Below are 20,516 nucleotides of genomic sequence, written 5' to 3' on the forward strand. Positions count from 1 at the left end.
TCCGCGGCATCCGTCGTTTCCGGACATGACGAGGGGCGGGCGCCGCTTCTCCCCCTGAGAGCGACGCCCGCCCGGTCCGTCGGCCGCGGAGCACGGTCCAGGCACGGTCCCGTACTCCGCGGACGAGGTGTGGAGGGAGGGCCGCTGGGGTCGGCCCGCCCTCACGACTCAGGCGCTGCGACGACGCGCGGCGAGGAGCATGCCTCCCGCGGCGAAGAGCGCGAACGCTGCGCCCGCGAAGGGCAGCAGCGACCCGCCGCCCGTCTCGGCGAGCATGTGGCCGTCGGCCGCAGCCGCCGCGCCCATGACGGGCGTGCTGGCCGTGCCGGGTGTTCCCGGGTTACCGGACGTTCCGGGCGTTCCGGGCGTTCCGGGCGTTCCCGGCGTTCCGGGCGTTCCCGGCGTTCCGGGTGTTCCCGGCGTACCGGGTGTTCCCGGGGTGCCGGGGGTTCCGGGCGTTCCGGGTGTGCCGGGGGTGCCAGGCGTTCCCGGGTCGGTCGGCGTCGACGGAGTGTCCGACGTGCTGTCACCGACGACCGAGATCGCGTTGCCGCCGAGCGTGATCGGCAGCGCGATCGGCGCGACGAGCTGTGTCCCGCTGAGCACCGAGTCGAGCCCTGACGTCATCGGCATCGGGGCCGTTCCCGTGGAGGTGCCCACGTCGGAGGCCGCCGAACCGGTCGACCAGCTGTCGCCGAGGACGGAGATGGCGTTGCCGGTGACGTCGATCGGCGCGGTGACCGGTGCGACGATCTGGGTGCCGGATGCGATGCCGTCGTTTCCGTCGGTGGTTGCGGCGGGTGCGGTGTCGGTCATGCCCGGTGTGGCGGGTGCCGTGGTGGTGTCGGACCAGCTGTCGCCGAGGACGGAGATGGCGTTGCCGGTGACGTCGATCGGCGCGGTGACCGGTGCGACGATCTGGGTGCCGGAGGCGATGCCGTCGTTTCCGTCGGTGGTTGCGGCGGGTGCGGTGTCGGTCGTGGCCGGTGCGGCGGGTGCCGTGGTGGTGTCGGACCAGCTGTCGCCGAGGACGGAGATGGCGTTGCCGGTGACGTCGATCGGCGCGGTGACCGGTGCGATGACCTGGGTGCCGGAGGCGATGCCGTCGCTTCCGTCGGTGGTTGCCGCGGGTGTGGTGTCGGTCATGCCCGGTGCGGCGGGTGCCGTGGTGGTGTCGGACCAGCTGTCGCCGAGGACGGAGATGGCGTTGCCGGTGACGTCGATCGGCAGATCGAGCGAGACGATGCCCTGCGTTCCGGACAGTATCCCGTCGTCACCGCTCGTCGTCTCCGATGCAGCGGGTGCTGCCGGAGCTGATTCCGCCACCTCGGGTTCGACTGTGGGCTCCGACCCCGTCGACCCGCTGTCGCCGATCACCGAGATCGCGTTGCCCGAGATCGTGATCGGAACGTCGAGTGACACGAGCGCCTGCGTGCCTGATGCCGCGGCATCCGAACCGCTCGTCGAGGCCGCGACGGGCTCGGCAGCGGCCGGAACGGGGGCCGTCGCACCCGAACTCGTCGAGTCGCCGAGAAGCGAGAGCGACGTGCCGTCGATCATGATGGGGAGTGAGATGTCGACGAGGGCTTGCGTGCCCGAGAGCAGTCCGTCCTCTCCCGTCGTCTCGGCCGCGTGAGCGGCCGTTGCGCCGAGCAGCGTGATGCCGCCGGCGAGGAGCGTGCCCCACAGGGCGCGCTTGATGAGGGTGTTCATGATGTCTTCTTTCGATTGAGTCGAATGGTGCGCGCAAGAGGCGCGCGAGGATGCACGCCGCCGAGGGCGGCAGAGCTCGACTCAATCGGGGGAAGCGTCGGTGGGGTCTGCGGGCGCCGGCGGCGCGTCGTCGTCCCCCGGCCCGGCTCGGCGCACCCAGGCACGGTGTGCGGCGAGAGGCAGGAGGGCGGCAAGCGCCCAGGCGCCGGAACCCGCACCGGCGGGTCCCGAAGTAGTGGCGAGAGAAGGGCAGGGGTCACCCGCGAACACGGGCACGGCGAGGCCGCCGTCCGTCGCCGACGACACGGCCGACGATGTCGACGGTGGTGGCGAGAAGGGCTGCGCGGATGCCGCGTGCCGAACGAGCGCGTCGACCGTGCCGGCTGCGGGCACGATCGAGGTGAAGTGGTGGGCCGGAGCGGACAGTGCCCCGGAAGCGTCCACGGCATCCGAGACGGATGCGGGGGGCTCGACCTCGTCGAGCGAGGGCGAGGTCGGGGCGGGCACGAGAATCGCGCCGACGTCCGAGACGGCATCGACCGTGGTCGTGAGGGTGTCGTCGACGCCGGCGCCGATGCTCGTGACGACGTCGTCGACGCCGAGGCCCGACACGACGGCGCCGACGACGGGAACTTCGGTCAGCACTTCGACGACCGGTGCCGTCACGGCGCTCACGACGCCGCCGGAGACGACCTGCTGCACGGGCGTCGTGACCGTGCTGACCGTCGTATCGATCGCCTCGCCCACCGCCTGAACAGGCTTCTGCACGGGTTCGGGTGCAACGTCCACGATTGCCTCGACAGCGTTGGATGCCGTCGAGGTCACGCTCGATACAGTCGCTCCGAGCAGATCGGTCGTGCCGCCGATGAGTCCGGTCACGGCACCCGTCAGACCGCGTTCGTCATCGGTGGCCGCGTGCGCATCGGATGCGCCGAGCCCGAGGAACACAGAGACCACGGTGCCCGCGAACGCCACGCTGATGCCCATCAGCGCTGCGCGAGCGAGCCTGCGCGGCTCACTCCAGGTAACGGTCTCCACGTTCATCTCCCGAGATAAGAACGTTGCGCGTCCGGTTGAACGCGTCTGAGGGTGCCTGGATGTCCGACGGTACTCCAGAGTGCGGCAGCTGTCCATGGCGTGCACGATTCGTGCGCGTGGTGTCTGCGAGTGGCGCGTGCTGTGCGCGCCGAAAAATCCCGTCTGACCCGGCGCGTCTTCGAGTTGCGATCCGGGGTGATCTGTGTACAACCTCGCAACCTTCAACGCCTACTTAAACCACATCCTTATCCACAGGGTGTGGATTTGGTAAGCCCAGGTCAATAGGCATTTATTGGACGCCAATGCGAGAGGGTGATGATCTTATCCACAGGACTTGTGCACAGGTGCGTCGGCGTTTCACGCTGACTCTCCACACAGTTATCCACAGGCTGGTTTGCGAGTGTCGGAGGCCCTCCCTAGCGTGGTGAGCGGCCATCTGGGGACGACGCGCGATCTCGCGCAGAAGGGGGAGCGCATGTCGATCGCGGACATCTCCGAGGAACGTCTCGGGGGCCCCCGTGAGCATGAGCGCACCCCGCCGCACGACCTGCTCGCAGAGCAGAGCGCGCTGGGCGGCATGCTGCTGTCGAAGGATGCCGTCGCCGATGTCATCGAGACGTTGCGCGGCGCCGATTTCTACATCCCCAAGCATGAGCTGATCTTCGAAGCGATCCTCACGCTCTACTCGCACGGCGAGCCGACCGACGTCGTCGCGGTGACCGACGAGTTGATCAAGACCGGTGAGCTCCAGCGCGCCGGTGGCGCCGACTACCTGCACACCCTCACGTCGATCGTGCCGACGGCCGCGAACGCCGGGTACTACGCCTCGATCGTGTCCGAGCGGGCGCTCCTGCGCCGCCTCGTGCAGGCCGGCACCCGCATCGTGCAGATGGGCTACTCGGGTCAGGGCGAAGCCGTCGACGTCGTCAACAGCGCGCAGGCCGAGATCTACTCGGTGACCGGTGCCGAGGTGGCCGAAGACTACGTCCCGCTCACGATCGCCGTCGATGCGGCCGTCGATGAGATCGAGGCCGCCCGCGGGCGCGACGGTCAGATGACCGGCATCCCGACGGGGTTCGCAGGTCTCGACCAGTTGACGAACGGGCTGCACCCCGGACAGATGATCATCATCGCGGCGCGCCCTGCTATGGGAAAATCGACGCTCGCTCTGGATTTTGCGCGTTCTGCGGCGATCAAGCACGACATGCCGACCATCCTGTTCTCGCTCGAGATGGGTCGCAGTGAAATCGCCATGCGTCTCATGAGCGCCGAGGGCGCGATCCCTTTGCAGGCCATGCGCAAGGGCACGCTCGATTCGCGCGACTGGACGACGATCGCCGCAACACGGGGTCGCATCAACGATGCGCCGCTCTACATCGATGACTCCCCGAACATGACTCTCGTCGAGATTCGCGCGAAGTGCCGCCGTCTCAAGCAGCGCGTCGGGCTCAAGATGGTCGTCATCGACTACCTGCAGCTCATGACGTCGGGCAAGCGCGTTGAGTCGCGCCAGCAAGAGGTCTCGGAGTTCTCACGCGCGCTCAAGCTCCTCGCGAAAGAGCTCGGTGTGCCGGTCGTGGCCCTCTCGCAGCTGAACCGTGGTGCCGAGCAGCGCTCCGATAAGAAGCCCGCCTTGTCCGACCTGCGTGAGTCAGGCTCGATCGAGCAGGACGCCGATATGGTCGTCCTCCTGCACCGCGAGGCCGCCTACGAGAAGGACAGCCCACGTGCCGGCGAGGCCGACCTCATCGTCGCCAAGCACCGTAACGGCCCCACCGACACGATCACGGTCGCCTTCCAAGGCCACTTCTCGCGCTTTGCCGACATGGCACCGGGCGACTTCGGGTAGCAGCAGCGAGCAGCTGATTTAGGCATCGGTTGAAGATGTCCAATCGCGGATGCGCTTCGCTGTTGCATTTGACGGGCCTTCACCGGGCATCTTTGCGGGCGGGTCCAACGAGAACCGCCTTCGCACGGCACCGGTAGCTACGGCCGGATCAGCCTCGGAATCGACAAGCGTCGCGGTGGTCAGACCGGCCTGTGGGCGGCTGACCACCGAGAGGCGCGTGGAGTGTCCCGGCGCGCTGTTGTTCACGCTCGCGTCATACAGCACAACCTGTCGCCTGACCTCACATTCGAACCTCGGGGCGACGCTCTGGGGCCGTACTACCTCGCTGAGACAACGCGTGGGGGTCGCGGGCGGCGGTCATCCCGGGGAAGGATCCCCGGCGCTCGCCTGTTGTGCCTGGTATCGGCCGGTTCCGCTCTCCGAGATCCGGTCTGCGACGTTGCCGGCCTCTTGGAGGACCCGCAAGCGACCTGTCCTCATTGCGCGGCTCGCTAGTGTCAAGGTGTGGCGGGCAGACGTAGTCGAGCGGTGCTCCTCTGGGGAGGTGCGGCGCTGATCGCGCTCGTAGGCGCAACCATGATCGTGATCGGAATGTTCACACCAACGGGGGTCGCCTCATTCGGTTGGTTCGCCTACCAGCCTTTGACCGACGCGACCTTCTCCCCGGGCGGATCAGCAGTGATCCTCTCGCGCATCGCTGTCGCAGGATGGGTCATCTTCGCTCTGGCGCTGGTTGCGCTCGCCTTCCTCGCAGGTCGGGTGGTCGGCCGGAGACCTCGCGAGTAGCTCAGGGACGACCTCGATCCAGACGAGCGCTGGTTGGCGTCCGCTGAGGGACCGGCGTACGGTCGGTGCGAGGCAGCGCCGTCGAGCGGGCCGGAGCGACGCGGCAGTCGCGCGCTCGGCAGAGCTATGCAGTAACGATGCGAACCCGTGCTTGTTGATTCCGCCTCGACGCGCGGTCACTGATCTCGCGCGGAAGCCATGTCGCGTTCAACCTGCGAACTACTGACCGCCGAGCACGCGCAGATGCCTGGACACCCGTGTCGCAAAAGTGGGGCAGCCAGCATCCCTCAGTGCGTCCGCCAGGGGCTTCGTTGAACGCCCCCTTTCTCGTTGCCTCTTCCAGTAATTGACCTGCTCCATCGTCACGCGGCGGACGCACGCGTCGGCGCCGTCGTCCACCAGGCAGAAGAACTGATCCGGCCTATAGATCTCGTATTGAAGGAGATCGGGATCGCCAAAGTCTCGTCCATTCATGGTCAGCAGCTTGTGGGCGCCGCTGGCGACCGCCGCCGCGTTGACGTGAATGTCGCCTGGGTCCTCACCGTCGAAGTCAATGTCGGCGTCGAAATCGTCGACGACTTCATCAAGGTTCGCGAGTAGGTGGTCAAACCGTCGCTTCGATGATGCCCCGCGCGCGGTCGGATTTCGTCTGCGCCACACCCGAACCGCTTCCACCAAGACGTCGAACGACGAATGCAGCTGAAACATACTGTCGGTCTCGTTACGCAACATGAAGAGCCAGTCATACTGCGTGCGGGACGCGAGCACGTTGGAGTCGACGAACACGCGTTGGAGCACGCATTCAGACTACTGAGGAGCGACCTTAGTCCTCGCCAAACTCGTCGTCCAACGCGCGGAGTGCTGCAAAAGCGGCTCGACGCGAACGCGCGCGTGTCTTGCGGAACGCCAAGACATCAGTCGTGCTGAGCCGCGTGTGGCTGCCAACCTTCTTGGCCGTCAACTCTCCGTCGCGAACCAGCTTCATTAGCGTCGGGCGCGAGACTCCGATAAGTTCCGCCGCAACAGTCGTCGTCAACTCATCGGGAAGAGTGGTCACAGACACCGGGCCGCGGGCAAGGCCCTCAAGCACGTGCCCAACAAAGGCTCCGAGGTCTTCGGACAGCTCAACCTCCGAGCCATCGTCGGTCACCAGCTTGACGCCTCTAAAGCTTCGGTCGTGCGCCTGCCGCACAAGCTCGGATGCTTGCGCGCGCAGCGTCTCGTCGACGAGGACTGTTCCATTCGTCAAGAGCACGGTCATGATGGACTCCCATGCGTACGACGCCTAGTGGTGGGATACGTCGTTGGATCCACCATAGAAGTTTGCACTTGCAAATGCAATTTCTACAGCTATATCTAGAACCCAACCTGCACGGGACTAGGCTTCCGGCTGGAGGCGCTACGCGTGACGAAGTCACCGGAAGCCTAGTCCCGGCAGGCCGCGTAACCCCGCGCCTCGCCGCACGTGGTGCGCACTCACGGCCGTGCCCTGCCAGTGCGCCCTTGTTAGCCGTGCACTGGCGGACCGGCGCGCGTGCAGTGGTAGACCCGATTCGTAATTTCGTATTACGATTCCGCTATGGGTGGCGAAGAGATGATCAACGGGGCTCCAGTGACGGAGGAGCAGATCGCGGCGTGGGCGGCCGAGGCTGAGGCCGGCTACGACGTCGAGGTTCTCAAACGGCGAGGACGCGGACGACCCGGCCGAGGAGCGGCGCCCGCCCAGGTCGTCGCGCTCCGACTCACCGCCGACGAGCTCGCCGCTCTTGATGCCCGCGCTGAACGCGAGCACAAGTCCCGCTCGGAGCTCATCCGCGAAGCAATCGCCGCGTACGCCGCGTGAAGGTCCACGACTCCGCTCTCAAGCACGGCATCGCAACGGAGGACATCATCCAGGCGGCGTCGTGGCCGCTGTGGATCGACGATCTCGACGAAGGCTCACCTGTCCGTCAACTACGGCTCGGCTTCGACGCGCAAGGACGGTTTCTTGAGCTCGTCGTGCTCGTCTTCGACAGCGGCAACGAACTCGTGATTCACGCGATGAAGGCCCGGCCCCAGATGCTGGATCTGCTCCCGTAGAGACGATCGGCATTCCCACGGATTCGCGTGCGGTGGAGGACCGCATCCGAACTCATCTCGACATCGGTGCCGCGGTCAGATGCAACATTTAGGTCAACTGGCCGTCGCTGCGGATCGAAGTCATCATCGAAACACTTGCTGTCTGATCAGGGCCAAGCCGCCGTGACGCGCGACGCCGACCTGTTGCAGATTCCCGGCCCGCCCTGAATTCACCACGCACACAACGGGCATACTGGTCGCCGTGCCTCGCCTCCTCATCGTGCATCACTCGCCGACCGCGCGGGTGCGGGCGATCGCCGATGCCGTGCTCGCGGGAGCTCAGCACGAGGACCTCATGAGTGTGGCGGTGGTCGAGCGTCCTGCACTCGAGGCGACGGTCGACGACGTGCTGGCCGCCGACGGCTACGTGTTCGGCACGACCGCGAACTTCGGCTACCTGTCGGGTGCGCTGAAGCACTTCTTCGACACGACGTACTACGAGACGCGCGAGGTGATCGCGAGCCGACCCTTCGGCTACTGGATCCACGGCGGCCACGATACGACCGGCGCCGAGCAAGCGATGCGCACGATCACGACGGGTTACGGTCTGCGGCTCGCCGCCGCCCCACTCGTGTTCACGGGGGACGCAGACACCTCGTATCTCGAGGCCGCCGCCGACCTTGGCGCCACCCTCGCCGCCGGGCTCCTGGAGGCCTGACGAGGCATCGGTGCGCACCGGCTTCGGTCTTCACCGGTCCCGAGCCGATTCTCGGCTCTACGTCGCACGCTTGGCGACCCGCTCGCGAGCTCGGGCTCCTGAGCGACGAAGCTCTCCTTGAAGCAAGACACGATCCGGTTGCCGCGCCGTGATGACTCGCCCCCGCGAGCAACGTCGATCAAGATGGCCCGCGTTTGTGGGACTGTGGGCTAGCCCCGGCGCTTCTTCTGATCCCTGCTCCGTCCCGCTGAACTCTTGTTACGACGCTCGCGCCGCCCGTTGATAAAGAGGATCGCCATGGCAACAGCTGTGCCCAGACATCCCACGAATCCCCACCAGCCAGCTGCTCCGCCGCTCACGATGGCGTAGAGCCAGACGCCCGCGCCAACGATCGAGATGCCACCCAAGATTACGAAGATGACTTCTCCGGCGGAGAGACCTTGGCGCGAACTCATAGATCGATGTTGACACAACGCCCATGTTGGCGCCCCGGAACGACAAGTGAATTGCGCTCGGCAGACGACCGGGCGGCGGGCAGTCGGGAGTCAGTCGCGTAGCGGCGAGCCAACCACTTCGAAGTGGAATCCCCCGAAGACCCCGGACAGGAGTGGGCGTGCTTCCGCAATGGCTTCTGCGACCTCGGGAAGTGCAAGGGACGCCTGATGGGCAGCGGCATCCTTCCAGAGCTCAACGACAAACACCGTGTCGGGCTCGGCATCGTTGGTACCCACCTCGTACGCGATACAGCCGACTTCCGAAAGGACGCTGCTCCTCCGTATCAAGTGAGCGACGAGTTCGTCGCGCTTGCCAGGGGCCGCGTCGAGTGTTCCGACGTTCGCAAAGACCATGCGACGAACCTACAGTCGGCGCCCGACAAACCACCTGAATGCGTGCACCGCTGGAGTTGATCACAGCGGACGGCGTGGTGATCGGGGAGCTACGCCTATCGCGCATTTCGGCCGCGCTAAAGGCCGGTACGCCGCGCGGGCCGGCACGCGGAGCGCATCGATGACCTTGCCGCCGCGCTCAGACTGCGGCGGCGAGGAAGGTCGTCAGCAGCCGCTTTGCTGCGTCGAGGTCGAAGGCGGGATCTTGCAGCCAGGCCGCGACCGCCGCATCGATCATGCCGCCGAGCGCGGTCGCGACGACGCGGGGGCCCTCCTGTGGCGCGGGGGAGGTGTCGGCGGCGCGCGCCGCCTCGATCAGGGCGATTACGGGAAGCGCGCGGTCTGGCGAGGTGGGGCGGTCGTCAAGCTCGTTCGGATGCGCGTCGTCGAGGGCCTCCGCGATGACCCGAGCGTGGTCGCGGTGGTCGCGCATGTAGTCGAGGTGCGCGTGGGCGAACCGCACGAGCGCGTCGCTTGGATCGGTCGCCGCTTCCACCCGCGCCTGCACAGCCTCGGTGAAGGCGGTGATCACGAACGAGTACGCCTGCTCGACGAGCCCGGCCTTGGTGCCCACGTGGTAGATGACCGCGGCCTTGGTCACGCCGATCTCGTCGGCGACGCTCTGCAGCGTGCAGGCGGCCCAGCCGCCGCGTGCGATCACGGCGATCGTGGCGTCGAGGATTTCGCGGCGGCGCGCCAGCTCGGCCGCGGTGGGCGGCCGGCCGGCGGCTTCGCGCACGCTGCGGGATCGTGTGGGCATTCCTCAATCCTGGTCCAGGAACGCCTCCACGTCGCGCGCGATGCGGTCGGGCTCTTCGCCCGTGATCGCGTGCGACGCCCCGTCGTAGGTGAGGACGGTGCCGTCGGCGAGCACGCGCTCGGCCGTCTCGCCCGCCGCGGCGGCGTCGTGCATCCGCGACTCCCCGGCCATGATCACGAGCACGCGCGCGTCCACGGCGGCGAGCTGCTTGTCGGAGAAACGGGCCGGAGCCGGCGCACCGAGTGCGTAGTGCTGCATCCCCGCTTCGATCATGTCGGCGACCGGCTCGTCCTCGACGGGGGCGTCGTTCGCGGTCCAGCTCGCGAAGTCGTCGCGCCAGCTGCGAGGCGTCCAGGGCACGGATGCCGGAAGCGATCGCACGACGGCGGCAAGCGAGAGGTCGCCGAACGTCTGCACGGGGTCGATCACGATGACGCGGTCGGCGGCGTCGGGCTCGTGGACGGCGAGGTTCATGGCGATCCACCCGCCGAGCGAGTGACCCATGACGACAGGCTCCCCGGGGAGCGAATCGACGACCTCGGCCAGCCAGCGCGCGTCGTCTTCGTGCGTCTCGATCGGGCGTGAGGGGATGCTGCGTCCCGGCTGGCCGAGCAGGTCGATCACGTAGACGGGGCGCTCGGCGCTCAGCGCCGGAACGTTGTCGACCCACATGGGCGCCCCGGACTGAGTACCGGGGAGGAGAAGGAGCGGATCGGCGTCCTGCGCGGACGGGTCGGTCGCGTCGTAGCGCAACACGTGCACGTCGCCGGCGGAAGTGGGAACCGAGACCGCCTCCGACACGGCGGGGCCCTCGGCCAGGGCGGCGTCGTAGGCCGCGAGGTAGGCGTCGTGTCCGTCGGCGCTGCGGAAGTGGCCGACCGGTGCGCCACCGTCGAACAGGACGCCGCCCATGATCATCCCCGCGACGACGAGAGCGAGAGCGAGCAGCACGCGGGGCCACCGCCGGCGGCGTGGGCGGGCCGGGCGCGACAGGTGGTCGGGCGTGGTGTCGGGCGCGCCCGTGATGACTTGGTCGCCGGTCGCCGGTCGGGGTTCGGTAGTGACGCTTGCTGACCTCATGGTTAGTAGCCTAACCCTGTGGTTAGTCATGTCAACTGGTCATGCATCTCGAACGCGCGAGCGGAAGACTTGCTGTCGCTTGTCCTACCCGGCATCAATGTGATTGGCCTCGAAGGACTCGCGCGCGGCCTACGACGACATCATCTCGAGGGAGGCACTTCTCGGCGCGCTGGGGGACCCTGCCTGGGCGGTTCAGCAGGGTGGGCCGTGGCAGACAGTCCAATAGGCTTCGAGCATGAACCTCCGCCTTGCCTCAGCAGGGGCCGCACTGGCCGCGCTTCTGCTCCTCGCCGGATGCTCCTCAAGCGCCGGCACCACGACCTCGACCGAGCGGGAAGCGCCGCAGTCGGCCGTCGAAGAGCCCGCGCAGCCGTTGGATCTCACCGGCGAATGGACGCAGACGAACTCAAGCTCGGAGGACTCGTACCAGGAAGCCACCATCTCTGGCGACGAGATCGTCATCAATTGGGTCAACGAAGCCGAGTCGACCACCGCCCTGTACTGGGCGGGAACGTACAACGCGCCGATGGAGGCCACCGACATGTACACGTGGGACTCGGTGAACGACACCAGCCAGACCGACACGGCAATTCTCGCCTCCGGTGACTCGACGAAGACGTTCACGTACGAGGGTGGGAAGCTCAAGTACGAACTAGCCGCGATGGGTGTGACGATGACTGTGGAGATGGAACAGCAGTAGTTGTCCGTTGTGAGGGCGCCGCGCCGCGTCCAGCGTCGTCTGAGCGGTGCGCTCTCGCGTTCGTGCGGGGACCGGCGCGCGTGCAGCGGTGGACGCGATCGTAATTTCGTAATACGATTCCGCTATGGGTGGCGAAGAGACGATCAACGGGGCTCCAGTGACGGAGGAGCAGATCGCGGCGTGGGCGGCCGAGGCTGAGGCCGGCTACGACGTCGAGGTTCTCAAACGGCGAGGACGCGGACGACCCGGCCGAGGAGCGGCGCCCGCCCAGGTCGTCGCGCTCCGACTCACCGCCGACGAGCTCGCCGCTCTTGATGCCCGCGCTGAACGCGAGCACAAGTCCCGCTCGGAGCTCATCCGCGAAGCAATCGCCGCGTACGCCGCGTGAAGGTCCACGACTCCGCTCTCAAGCACGGCATCGCAACGGAGGACATCATCCAGGCGGCGTCGTGGCCGCTGTGGATCGACGATCTCGACGAAGGCTCACCTGTCCGTCAACTACGGCTCGGCTTCGACGCGCAAGGACGGTTTCTTGAGCTCGTCGTGCTCGTCTTCGACAGCGGCAACGAACTCGTGATCCACGCGATGAAGGCCCGACCCCAGATGCTGGATCTGCTCCCGTAGAGACGATCGTCATTAGCCCGGTCCGTGTGCGGTGAGGGACCGTTCTCCGGGCGCCGGCAGACCGACTTGCGCCCGGATCTAGCGAACGTAGTTGACGTAGAACGAGCCGGGTGCGCACGAGTATGTGGCGCTACCGATCATGTGAATTCCGTCGCCGAGACGGGCGCATGATAAGTCCCCCAAGTAGTAGTCCCACGGCGAATCGCCGATCTAGACGATTGTGCCGCACACCTCCGACATCTGAGATGCGGCAGGTCGCGGGAGCTTCACTCCCGCGTACGTCGCGTTATGTTGAGCAGCATCGGGTCTGTTCTGGGGAGGAACTGGATGTCCAACGACGCTCCGGCGGCAACGCCAGGCTGGTACTCCGTGGCCAGCGGCGGGAAACGTTACTGGAACGGATACGAGTGGACGACCGATGTCATCGGCGCCCCGACCCCGGAGGCGGAGTGGGCGGCTCTGTCTCCCACGCTTCCTGCACCTACAGTCGTGATCCCTCCACAACAACTGCCTCCCGCCTATGTACAACCGCAGGCCGGTTCGTTTGCTCAGCCCGCAGGCTGGTATCCGGGTCCGACAGGTCTCCTCCAATGGTGGGACGGCAGGTCGTGGGGTCCCTTTGCGCCGCAAACAGCCCAGCCGCAGAAGGAAGTGGGTATCGCGTACCTCTTCTTCTTTCTGCTCGGTGGGTTCGCCGCGCATCGGTTCTACCTCGGTCGAATCGGTTCCGCGATCGCGCTGCTATGCATCTGGTGGGCAGGATGGTTCCTGGTCGGCGTCGCTGTCGGTGTCCCGCTTCTCATCGCAGGCGGAATCTGGCTACTCGTCGATCTCTTTGTGCTGCCATCCATGGTGCGCGATGAGAACGCACGACGCCTCGAGCCGCGCTAGCCCTCCAGCTGCATCCGGCATCCGGCATTCGCGCGATATCAGCTATCCGAATCAAGTGAATCGGCGGCGCCCTCTGCGTGCACCGTCCGTACGGGGATCGCGAGCGGCACGCTCGTTGACCCAACTGGATACGGTGGTCTTGTGGCGCTTGACATCTCGTTCCTCACCGTTCCTTTGGGGGTAACGACGCCGCCAGCCCGACCTGTGAATGTCTACGACATCCTTCGGGAGGGCTGGCGAGAGACGCGGGTAGACATGACCCTGCTCTTCTTCCTTGACCCGAACGAGCGGCACGGCCTCGGGTCGCTGGTCATCGACGCGCTGCTTGCTCTTTTGGATGGTGCCGATCTCGTCGGCGCCCGCGGCAGAACCGGAGTCCCATTCGACGCCGGAAGCCACCTTGGATCCGACGAGTGGGAGCTGGGCAGCCAGGTCGACTACATCGACGTCCTCGCCGTAAACCGGACGAGCGGCTTGGCAGTCGTTGTCGAGAACAAGATCGGTCACAAACTCAATAATCCCCTCGATGCCTACGCCCGGCGCGCCCTCTCCGAGGAGGGCGTCGACGCAGCGCTGGTGGCGACGCTCGCGCCTGAACACCGCGTTGCTCCGGAGTCGCAAGCTTCCTGGCACTCTCGCTCAATCACCTACGCGGAACTACGCGCCCAGATCCGCTCCTCAACGGACCTCGTCGATCACCTGCTCAGCCCTGTCGACACCGATCAACGGCGGAGCCTCGATCTGTTGCAGCAATTCATGGAAGCTCGAACTGAAGGGTGGAGCATGACGGACAACACAGTCGAGGCAGCACGCATCGATGAATGGCGAGCGCTGCTTGAGGAACACGGGGAGGCTGTCAGTCAGTTCCTGACGGCACGGAGCAACGTCGAGCGAACGCTTCGCGCTCGCATCAGAAGGCTAGAGCCGCTGATCGATACACAACTCAAGAACGCTGGGCTCGTCGTCGGTTGGGAGTCGCACAGCGGATCAAAGGGCGTCGCCTGGAACGCCTACCACCTCCCAGACGTCGACTGGAGCTATGAGCTCAAGTTGTCCGTGAAACCCGAGTACCCGAGCATCTTCATCTATGAGTACCGCGGGCGAACCTATCAAGACGAGACCGTCCACCCGTTTTCCCTGGGATGGTCGGCCAGCGACGCCGAGATCGCCGCAGAGTTCGTGACGCAGGTCACTCACCTGGTCTCCGAACGTCGAGCGGCCACGGCCTCTGAGTATTAGCGCGACGATCGGCTCGGTGCACGCAAACGCCCCTCAGTGGGCACTGCCCGTATATGGATCCAACCCGGGTGCGCCTCTGCCGTGACGGTGGCACCGTCGGCGGCATGAACCGAATACAGATTGGCTATGCCAGGGTCTCCACCGATCAGGACTCACCTCGCAGCGCGACGCGCTGCTACGGCTGGGAGTCCCCGATTCGAACATCTACCCGATCACGGACTGACAGGCACCAACCGGCCAGGCCCGGACTGCGCGAAGCGCCCGCCGCCGTCCGGACAGGTGACACGCTCGTCGTCACCAAGCTCGACCGGCTCGCCCGTTCTGTGAAGGACGCACGCGACATCGCCGACGAGTTGACGACGAAAGGCGTCGCGCTCAACCTCGGCGGCAGCAGGTACGACCCCACAGACCCAGTGGGTCGGCTGCTGTTCAACGTACTCGCCATGGTCGCCGAGTTCGAACGCGACCTGATCAGCATGCGCACCAAGGAAGGAATGGCAGTCGCCCGAGCGAAAGGTCACCTCAAAGGCCGCTACTCGCGGCCTCGACCAGACGCGACCCCGCATCACGCGTTGTCGGCTCAGGGATGGACGCGGGCGGCGCCTGAACGTACAAGACCGTCATCGGCATGGGCGGTGATCGAGTGCCCGGAATTGCATGCGAAGGAATACAAATCGATTCGCTGTGTTGAAGTAAGAGGCGGGCAGCCACTTCTGCTGGCCCTGCACTGTACGACGCGCCAGGCCCGCGAACATCCAATCTGCTGGGCGTCCGTTCGCATCTGAAAAGGAGTACGAGAATGGCTATTCAGGACAAGGTTGCACTGGTCACCGGAGCCGGACAGGGGATCGGGCGCGGCATCGCGCTTCGTCTCGCCGCCGACGGCTTCGACATCGCCGTCGCCGACATCGAGCCGCAGCGCGAGAAGGGTGATTCGGTCGTCGCCGAAATCGAGCAGCTGGGCCGAAAGGCGATCTTCGTCGCTGCAGACGTGTCGAAGCGCGACCAGGTCTTTGCCGCTGTCGACGCCGCCGCCGACCAGCTCGGCGGGTTCGATGTGATCGTCAACAACGCCGGCATCGCTCAGATCAAGCCCCTCCTCGAGATCACCGCCGAAGAGCTCGATCAGATCTTCCGGATCAACGTCGACAGTGTGGTCTGGGGCATCCAGGCAGCCGCAGCGAAGTTCGAACAGCTCGGTCACGGTGGAAAGATCATCTCCGCGGCATCCATCGCGGCGATCCAGGGGTTCCCCATTCTCAGCGCGTACTCGGCCTCGAAGTTCGCCGTTCGCGGGTTCACCCAGGCGGCCGCGCAGGAGCTCGCTCCGAAGGGCATCACGGTGAACGCCTACGCGCCCGGCATCGTCGGCACCGGCATGTGGGAGCTCATCGACGCCGAGCTCAGCAAGATCAACGGCAAGCCGCTCGGCCAGAACCTCAAGGAGAACGTGGAGGGCATCGCGCTCGGCCGCATCGAGACCCCCGAGGACGTCGCGAAGGTCGTGTCGTTCTTCGCCGGCCCCGACTCGGACTACGTCACCGGTCAGGTGCTTCTCGTCGACGGCGGAATGCTCTACAACTGAGCGGCTCGCGGTCCTAGCCGAGGTCGAGGCTGCGCGCGGTTCGCGAGCAGGCCAGTTGGGCGACGGGGCAGCACGATGATCGCCGACGCTTCGGCGTCATCGTGCTGTCGCCGACCCTGGGTCACGGGGCGCAGCGGCGGACGCTTCGCGAGGATGCCGGACACGCCGCTCGCCTGCCGCGGCGCGGGTAGGGGTGGCTGCGGCGCTATCGTGCGGAGCACCCCCGAGCTCGAGAGGACGAGTGCCATGAGACGTCGCTCCACCCGCCGGCGCGCCGATCGTACCCGCGTGATTCCGCGGCGATGAGCAGTTCCTCCCCGCGCGCCGGTGCCATCCTCGTCGTCAACAAAGACGACGAGACCCTGGGGTTCGTCGACCTGTCCTCGGAGCGGATGGTCGCCGCTGTTCCACTCAGCGGGACGACGGGGCACGAAGTCGCCGTCGCTCCCGACGGCCGCCGGGCGGTGGTCCCGATCTACGGCAACGCGGGTGTCGGCGTAGCGGGCACCGATGGTCGAACCGTCGACGTCATCGACCTCGCCGCGCGCACGCGCGTGGCCGCGGTCGACCTCGGTGCGCCCGTGCGCCCGCACTGTCCGCAGTTCGCCGGCTCGACACTGTACGTCACGGCCGAGACCGGCAACGAGGTGCTCGCCCTCGACGCAGACACCCTCGCGGTCAGGGACCGCATCCCGACGGGCGCACCGCAAGCTCACATGCTCGCGCTCTCGGCCGATTCCACGATCGGGTGCACGGCCAACGTCGAACCCGGAAGCATCAGCATCCTCGATCTCGAGAATCGCAGGCTGCGCGCCGTCGTTCCGGTCGCCGAACGCATCAACCGCATCGTGCTCTCGCCCGACGGGTGCACCGCATACAGTGCCGACCAGCACCGTCCGCGTCTCGCGGTCGTCGACACCGCGTCGGCCGAAGTGCGCGACTGGATCGACCTGCCGGGAATCGGGTTCGGCGCCGCGATGACGAAGAGCGGAGCGATCGTCATCGCGCTGCGGCGGGACAACGCGATCGCGGTGCTCGACCCCGTCTCCGGCCAGATCGAGCGCGTTGTCGCCGTGCCGCGAGGTCCCCAGATGGTCGTGCTCGACCCGCACACTCGCCGTGCCTACTCGGCCTGTCAGCACGACGACGTCGTCGTCGAAGTCGACCTGGACCGGGGTGAGGTGACGCGCGAGATCGCCGTCGGTCGCAACCCTGACGGAATCTGCTGGATAGAGGAGCTGCCATGAGCACAACGACCCCACCATCTCCCCTGCGCATCGGCATTGCGGGGGTCGGATTCATGGGCCGCCAGCACATCGACTTCGTGCGCCGCTCGCAGCGGGCAGAGCTCGTCGCGGTCGCCGATCCGGTCGCCGACCTCGATGACGTCGGATGCGCGGCCTACCGCGATCTCGAGGGACTGCTCGGCAACGCCGATGTCGAGGCCGTCATCCTCGTCACTCCGAACCGGTTCCACGTCGACTCCGCCATCGCGTGCATCGAGCGGGGAGCGGCCGTTCTGCTCGAGAAGCCTGTCGCGACGAGCTATGTCGAGTCGCTCCGCCTGATCGAGGCGGTCGAACGTACCCAGGCACGGCTCCTCGTCGGCCACCACCGTCGGCATCATCCGGCCATCACCCGTGCCCGCGATGCTCTGAGGGGCGGGGCCGTCGGCGACCTCGTCGGGGTGAGCGGGATGTGGGCGGCCCGGAAGGAAGACGAGTACTTCACCGACATCGAATGGCACCGCCGCCCCGGCGCGGGCGTCACGTTCATCAACCTCGTGCATGATCTCGACCTGCTGCGTCACGTGTGCGGCGAGATCGTCGAGGTGCACGCGATGCTGAGCTCGGCGACACGCGGACTCGACGTGGAGGACTCCGCCTCGGTGACCGTGCGATTCGAGAACGGCGCGCTCGGCAGTTTCCTCGCGACGGATGCCGGCGTCTCTCCGTGGGGTTGGGATCAGTCCACCGAGGAGTCGAAGCAGTTCCCCTTCCTGCCCGGCGGTGTGGCATATCGCGTCACAGGAACGACCGGAGCCTTGTCGGTGCCCGATCTCGCGCAGTACTCGTACGGAGCGGACGTCTCACCGAACTGGCACTCTCCGCTGTCGCGCACGTTCCTCCCCGTCGAGCCGAAGAACACCTTCGACGCGCAGCTCGACCACTTCATCGACGTCGCGCACGGAGTCGCGGAGCCCCTCGTCTCGGCCAAGGATGCCGCGCGCACCCTCGCGCTGATCGAAGCCGTGCACCATTCGGCCACGACGCGCCAAGTCGTCGATCTCGAGCGATTCCGTGCGGATCGCCGGCGGGCACACGCGGGAGCCTGAACGCCGGGGACGACGCATCCCGTCGGCTTACTGGGTGGAACGACCTTTGCCAGCCTCGCGCGGCGCGTCATACTCTCGCGTCGAGCCTGGGCCCAGCGCAGGACGCGCCCGAGGCGTCAGCCCGATCGATCAAAGGAGATCACATGAAATCCCTCAAACTCTCGGGGGTCGCGCTTCTCGCTGCGGCGACCCTCGGGGCCGGTCTATTGACCGGCGGAGCGGCGGCGGCGAGCGGTCCCTCGTCTGAGCCTGCCGTCGACCCCTATTACGGGGTGTGTCGTGGCATCGATCCCGAGTGCTTCAACACCGACGGCGGCAATGGGTGGGTCGAGGGTGAGCAGAAGCGGGTCCTGATCTGGAGCCGCACTGCCGGTCCCCGTCACGCACACCTGGGTACGGCGCTGCCCCCGGGGCTGAACCCGCCGCTGGGCGCGAACAACGTCGCGCAGGCTGCCCTGAAGTCATGGGTCGAGGAGCGTGGGATCGCGGTGGACTACACCGAGGATCTGGCGGAGTTCAAGGACCTCGAGCGGTACCACACGGTCATCAACCTCAGCGGCAACCGCGACACGTTCAACCCCGCCGCTCAGGACGAACTGACCGCGTACCTCAACGGGGGCGGCGGCTTCGTCGGCATCCACAACGCCTTCGGCGCGGAGTACGACTGGCCCTACTACGAGGGACTCCTCGGCAACGCGAACTTCTCCAACCACGGTCCGAACCGCAACGGCACGGTCGAGGTCGTCAACGACAAGGACGTGTCGACCTCGTTCATGCCGGAGACCTGGGAGTTCAAAGACGAGTGGTATAACCTCACTCCGTTCCCGACGAACGTGAACTTCCTGCTCAAGGTCGACAAGGCCACGAGCCAGGTGCGCGACGCCGGTCACAGTGACTTCCACCCCGTCAGCTGGTGCCAGTACTACGACGGGTCGAAGTCGTGGCTCACGACGCTGGGTCACGATGTCGCCGCCTGGACGGATGCGGAACTCGTCGGTGACGAGTTCTTCAAGCAGCACGTCGTCGCGGGCATCGAGAGCACGATGGGCGTGTCGGACTTCTGCGCCCCGGCCTCGGACGAGCCCGAAGTGACGACGACCGAACGCGTGCTCGGCAAGAACGTGTACGTGTCGGCGTCGGTTCGCAACCCCTCCGACGTTCCCGTGACGATCAACCTCTCCGCCGCGAACTCCACCAACACCTCGACGAACGAGTTCGGCAAGAAGACGTTCACGAACGTCAAGCCCGGCCAGACGGTGTCGGTGTCGTTCAACTCGCGGTCGCTGCCGCTGCTCGCGGGCACGGTGACGGCCACCTCGACGGGGGAGCGCGACGGTGAAGCGTTCACCGCGACGACGACGACGCCCTACGAGGGTTACTACGGCGTGTGCCGCGGCACCGATGTCGAGTGCTTCAACAGTGAGGGCGGAAATGGCTGGACCGAGGGCGAGCAGAAGCGCGTCCTGATCTGGAGCCGCACCGCCGGTCCCCGTCACGCGCACCTCGGCACGGCACTGCCGGCAGGCCTGAACCCGCCGCTGGCTGCCAACAACGTGGCGCAGGCCGCGTTGAAGTCGTGGGTCGAAGAGCGGGGGATCGCGGTGGACTACACCGAGGATCTGGCGGAGTTCAAGGACCTCGAGCGGTATCACACGGTGATCAACCTCAGCGGAAACCGCGACACGTTCAACGACGCCGCTCAGGCCCAGCTCACGGCCTACCTCAACGGCGGCGGCGGCTTCGTCGGCATCCACAACGCCTTCGGTGCGGAGTACGACTGGCCCTACTACGAGGGACTCCTCGGCAACGCGAACTTCCGCAACCACGGGCCGAACCGTGACGGAACGGTCGAGGTGCTCAACAACCGCGACGTGTCGACGTCGTTCATGCCGGCCACCTGGGCGTTCAAGGACGAGTGGTACAACCTCGACCCGTTCCCGACGAACGTGAACTTCCTCCTGAAGGTCGACCGGGACACCAGTGAGGTGCGGGGCAACGGTCACGGCGACTTCCACCCCGTCAGCTGGTGCCAGTACTACGACGGTGCGAAGTCGTGGCTGACGACGCTGGGACACGATGTCGCCGCGTGGACGGATGCGGAACTGGCCGGTGACGAGTTCTTCAAGCAGCACGTCGTCGCGGGCATCGAAAGCACGATGGGCGTCAAGCCCTTCTGCACCGCGTGACGGTGATGCGGCTCGTCCGCTGACGCACACGGAGGTCCGGGCAGGTCTGGTGACTGCCCGGACCTTC

22 protein-coding genes are annotated in these 20,516 nt (G+C 66.5%); 15 read left to right on the forward strand and 7 right to left on the reverse strand.

Annotated elements, in window-relative coordinates; all coding sequences use genetic code 11:
• Positions 1-168: 168 nt before the first annotated feature.
• Both ACWIBS_RS08465 and ACWIBS_RS08470 read right to left on the reverse strand, forming a co-directional pair.
• Positions 169-1,713, reverse strand: coding sequence for a chaplin family protein (locus tag ACWIBS_RS08465; RefSeq protein ID WP_376129061.1), 1,545 nt, complete (start codon positions 1,711-1,713; stop codon positions 169-171).
• Between the two features lie 81 nt (positions 1,714-1,794).
• On the reverse strand, positions 1,795-2,751 hold the full coding sequence (locus ACWIBS_RS08470; protein WP_376129060.1) for a hypothetical protein: 957 nt from the start codon (positions 2,749-2,751) through the stop codon (positions 1,795-1,797).
• 475 nt (positions 2,752-3,226) lie between these two features.
• On the opposite strand from ACWIBS_RS08470, the gene dnaB reads away from it, so the two are divergent.
• Together dnaB and ACWIBS_RS08480 are read left to right on the forward strand one after the other, a co-directional pair.
• Positions 3,227-4,600 (forward strand): replicative DNA helicase, encoded by a 1,374-nt coding sequence (gene dnaB, locus ACWIBS_RS08475; RefSeq protein ID WP_376129058.1) that lies wholly within the window; start codon positions 3,227-3,229, stop codon positions 4,598-4,600.
• 576 nt (positions 4,601-5,176) lie between these two features.
• Entirely contained in the window at positions 5,177-5,386 is a 210-nt protein-coding gene (locus ACWIBS_RS08480; protein ID WP_376129056.1) for a hypothetical protein, read from the forward strand.
• Between the two features lie 219 nt (positions 5,387-5,605).
• Here ACWIBS_RS08480 and ACWIBS_RS08485 read toward each other — a convergent pair whose 3' ends face one another.
• Both ACWIBS_RS08485 and ACWIBS_RS08490 read right to left on the reverse strand, forming a co-directional pair.
• On the reverse strand, positions 5,606-6,184 hold the full coding sequence (locus ACWIBS_RS08485) for a PIN domain-containing protein (protein ID WP_376129055.1): 579 nt from the start codon (positions 6,182-6,184) through the stop codon (positions 5,606-5,608).
• Between the two features lie 25 nt (positions 6,185-6,209).
• Entirely contained in the window at positions 6,210-6,647 is a 438-nt protein-coding gene (locus ACWIBS_RS08490) for a helix-turn-helix domain-containing protein (protein ID WP_376129053.1), read from the reverse strand.
• Between the two features lie 318 nt (positions 6,648-6,965).
• On the opposite strand from ACWIBS_RS08490, the gene ACWIBS_RS08495 reads away from it, so the two are divergent.
• The 3 genes from ACWIBS_RS08495 (at position 6,966) to ACWIBS_RS08505 (ending at position 8,162) form a co-directional block, all read left to right on the forward strand.
• A complete protein-coding gene (locus ACWIBS_RS08495) occupies positions 6,966-7,229 on the forward strand; it encodes a ribbon-helix-helix domain-containing protein (protein WP_376129051.1) in 264 nt (87 codons plus the stop codon).
• A complete protein-coding gene (locus tag ACWIBS_RS08500; protein WP_376129039.1) occupies positions 7,226-7,465 on the forward strand; it encodes a toxin in 240 nt (79 codons plus the stop codon). The genes ACWIBS_RS08495 and ACWIBS_RS08500 overlap by 4 nt, the downstream gene beginning before the upstream one ends.
• 241 nt (positions 7,466-7,706) lie before the next feature.
• Entirely contained in the window at positions 7,707-8,162 is a 456-nt protein-coding gene (locus ACWIBS_RS08505; protein WP_376129050.1) for a flavodoxin family protein, read from the forward strand.
• 545 nt (positions 8,163-8,707) lie between these two features.
• Here ACWIBS_RS08505 and ACWIBS_RS08510 read toward each other — a convergent pair.
• From ACWIBS_RS08510 to ACWIBS_RS08520, 3 genes are all read right to left on the reverse strand, one after another.
• Positions 8,708-9,010 carry a putative quinol monooxygenase gene (locus ACWIBS_RS08510; protein WP_376129048.1) on the reverse strand — a complete coding sequence of 101 codons (303 nt, stop codon included), beginning with the start codon at positions 9,008-9,010 and terminating at the stop codon, positions 8,708-8,710.
• 178 nt (positions 9,011-9,188) lie between these two features.
• Positions 9,189-9,788, reverse strand: a complete 600-nt coding sequence (locus tag ACWIBS_RS08515) for a TetR/AcrR family transcriptional regulator (RefSeq protein ID WP_376129046.1) — start codon at positions 9,786-9,788, stop codon at positions 9,189-9,191.
• 24 nt (positions 9,789-9,812) lie between these two features.
• Positions 9,813-10,889, reverse strand: coding sequence for an alpha/beta fold hydrolase (locus tag ACWIBS_RS08520; RefSeq protein WP_376129044.1), 1,077 nt, complete (start codon positions 10,887-10,889; stop codon positions 9,813-9,815).
• Between the two features lie 235 nt (positions 10,890-11,124).
• Here ACWIBS_RS08520 and ACWIBS_RS08525 point away from each other — a divergent pair, with 235 nt between their 5' ends.
• The 10 genes from ACWIBS_RS08525 (at position 11,125) to ACWIBS_RS08570 (ending at position 20,449) form a co-directional block, all read left to right on the forward strand.
• The gene (locus ACWIBS_RS08525) at positions 11,125-11,589 is read left to right on the forward strand and encodes a hypothetical protein (protein ID WP_376129042.1); all 465 of its coding nucleotides are present in this window, start codon (positions 11,125-11,127) and stop codon (positions 11,587-11,589) included.
• A 124-nt stretch (positions 11,590-11,713) separates the two neighbouring features.
• Positions 11,714-11,977: a ribbon-helix-helix domain-containing protein gene (locus ACWIBS_RS08530; protein WP_376129041.1), complete on the forward strand. Its 264-nt coding sequence runs from the start codon at positions 11,714-11,716 to the stop codon at positions 11,975-11,977.
• Complete coding sequence (locus ACWIBS_RS08535) at positions 11,974-12,213, forward strand: toxin (RefSeq protein ID WP_376129039.1); 240 nt, start codon at positions 11,974-11,976, stop codon at positions 12,211-12,213. Before ACWIBS_RS08530 ends, ACWIBS_RS08535 begins: the two co-directional genes overlap by 4 nt.
• A 327-nt stretch (positions 12,214-12,540) precedes the next feature.
• Positions 12,541-13,104: a TM2 domain-containing protein gene (locus tag ACWIBS_RS08540; protein WP_376129038.1), complete on the forward strand. Its 564-nt coding sequence runs from the start codon at positions 12,541-12,543 to the stop codon at positions 13,102-13,104.
• A gap of 141 nt (positions 13,105-13,245) precedes the next feature.
• The gene (locus ACWIBS_RS08545; RefSeq protein WP_376129036.1) at positions 13,246-14,343 is read left to right on the forward strand and encodes a PD-(D/E)XK nuclease family protein; all 1,098 of its coding nucleotides are present in this window, start codon (positions 13,246-13,248) and stop codon (positions 14,341-14,343) included.
• Between the two features lie 104 nt (positions 14,344-14,447).
• Positions 14,448-15,128, forward strand: a complete 681-nt coding sequence (locus ACWIBS_RS08550) for a recombinase family protein (RefSeq protein WP_376129035.1) — start codon at positions 14,448-14,450, stop codon at positions 15,126-15,128.
• Positions 15,129-15,142: 14 nt separating this feature from the next.
• The gene (locus tag ACWIBS_RS08555) at positions 15,143-15,928 is read left to right on the forward strand and encodes an acetoin reductase (RefSeq protein ID WP_376129034.1); all 786 of its coding nucleotides are present in this window, start codon (positions 15,143-15,145) and stop codon (positions 15,926-15,928) included.
• Between the two features lie 302 nt (positions 15,929-16,230).
• A complete protein-coding gene (locus ACWIBS_RS08560) occupies positions 16,231-17,175 on the forward strand; it encodes a YncE family protein (protein WP_376129032.1) in 945 nt (314 codons plus the stop codon).
• Positions 17,172-18,263 (forward strand): Gfo/Idh/MocA family protein, encoded by a 1,092-nt coding sequence (locus ACWIBS_RS08565; RefSeq protein ID WP_376129031.1) that lies wholly within the window; start codon positions 17,172-17,174, stop codon positions 18,261-18,263. The genes ACWIBS_RS08560 and ACWIBS_RS08565 overlap by 4 nt, the downstream gene beginning before the upstream one ends.
• Before the next feature lie 143 nt (positions 18,264-18,406).
• Entirely contained in the window at positions 18,407-20,449 is a 2,043-nt protein-coding gene (locus tag ACWIBS_RS08570) for a ThuA domain-containing protein (protein ID WP_376129029.1), read from the forward strand.
• The last annotated feature ends 67 nt before the right edge of the window (positions 20,450-20,516 follow it).

This window comes from Microbacterium sp. NPDC055442 (genome assembly GCF_053644215.1).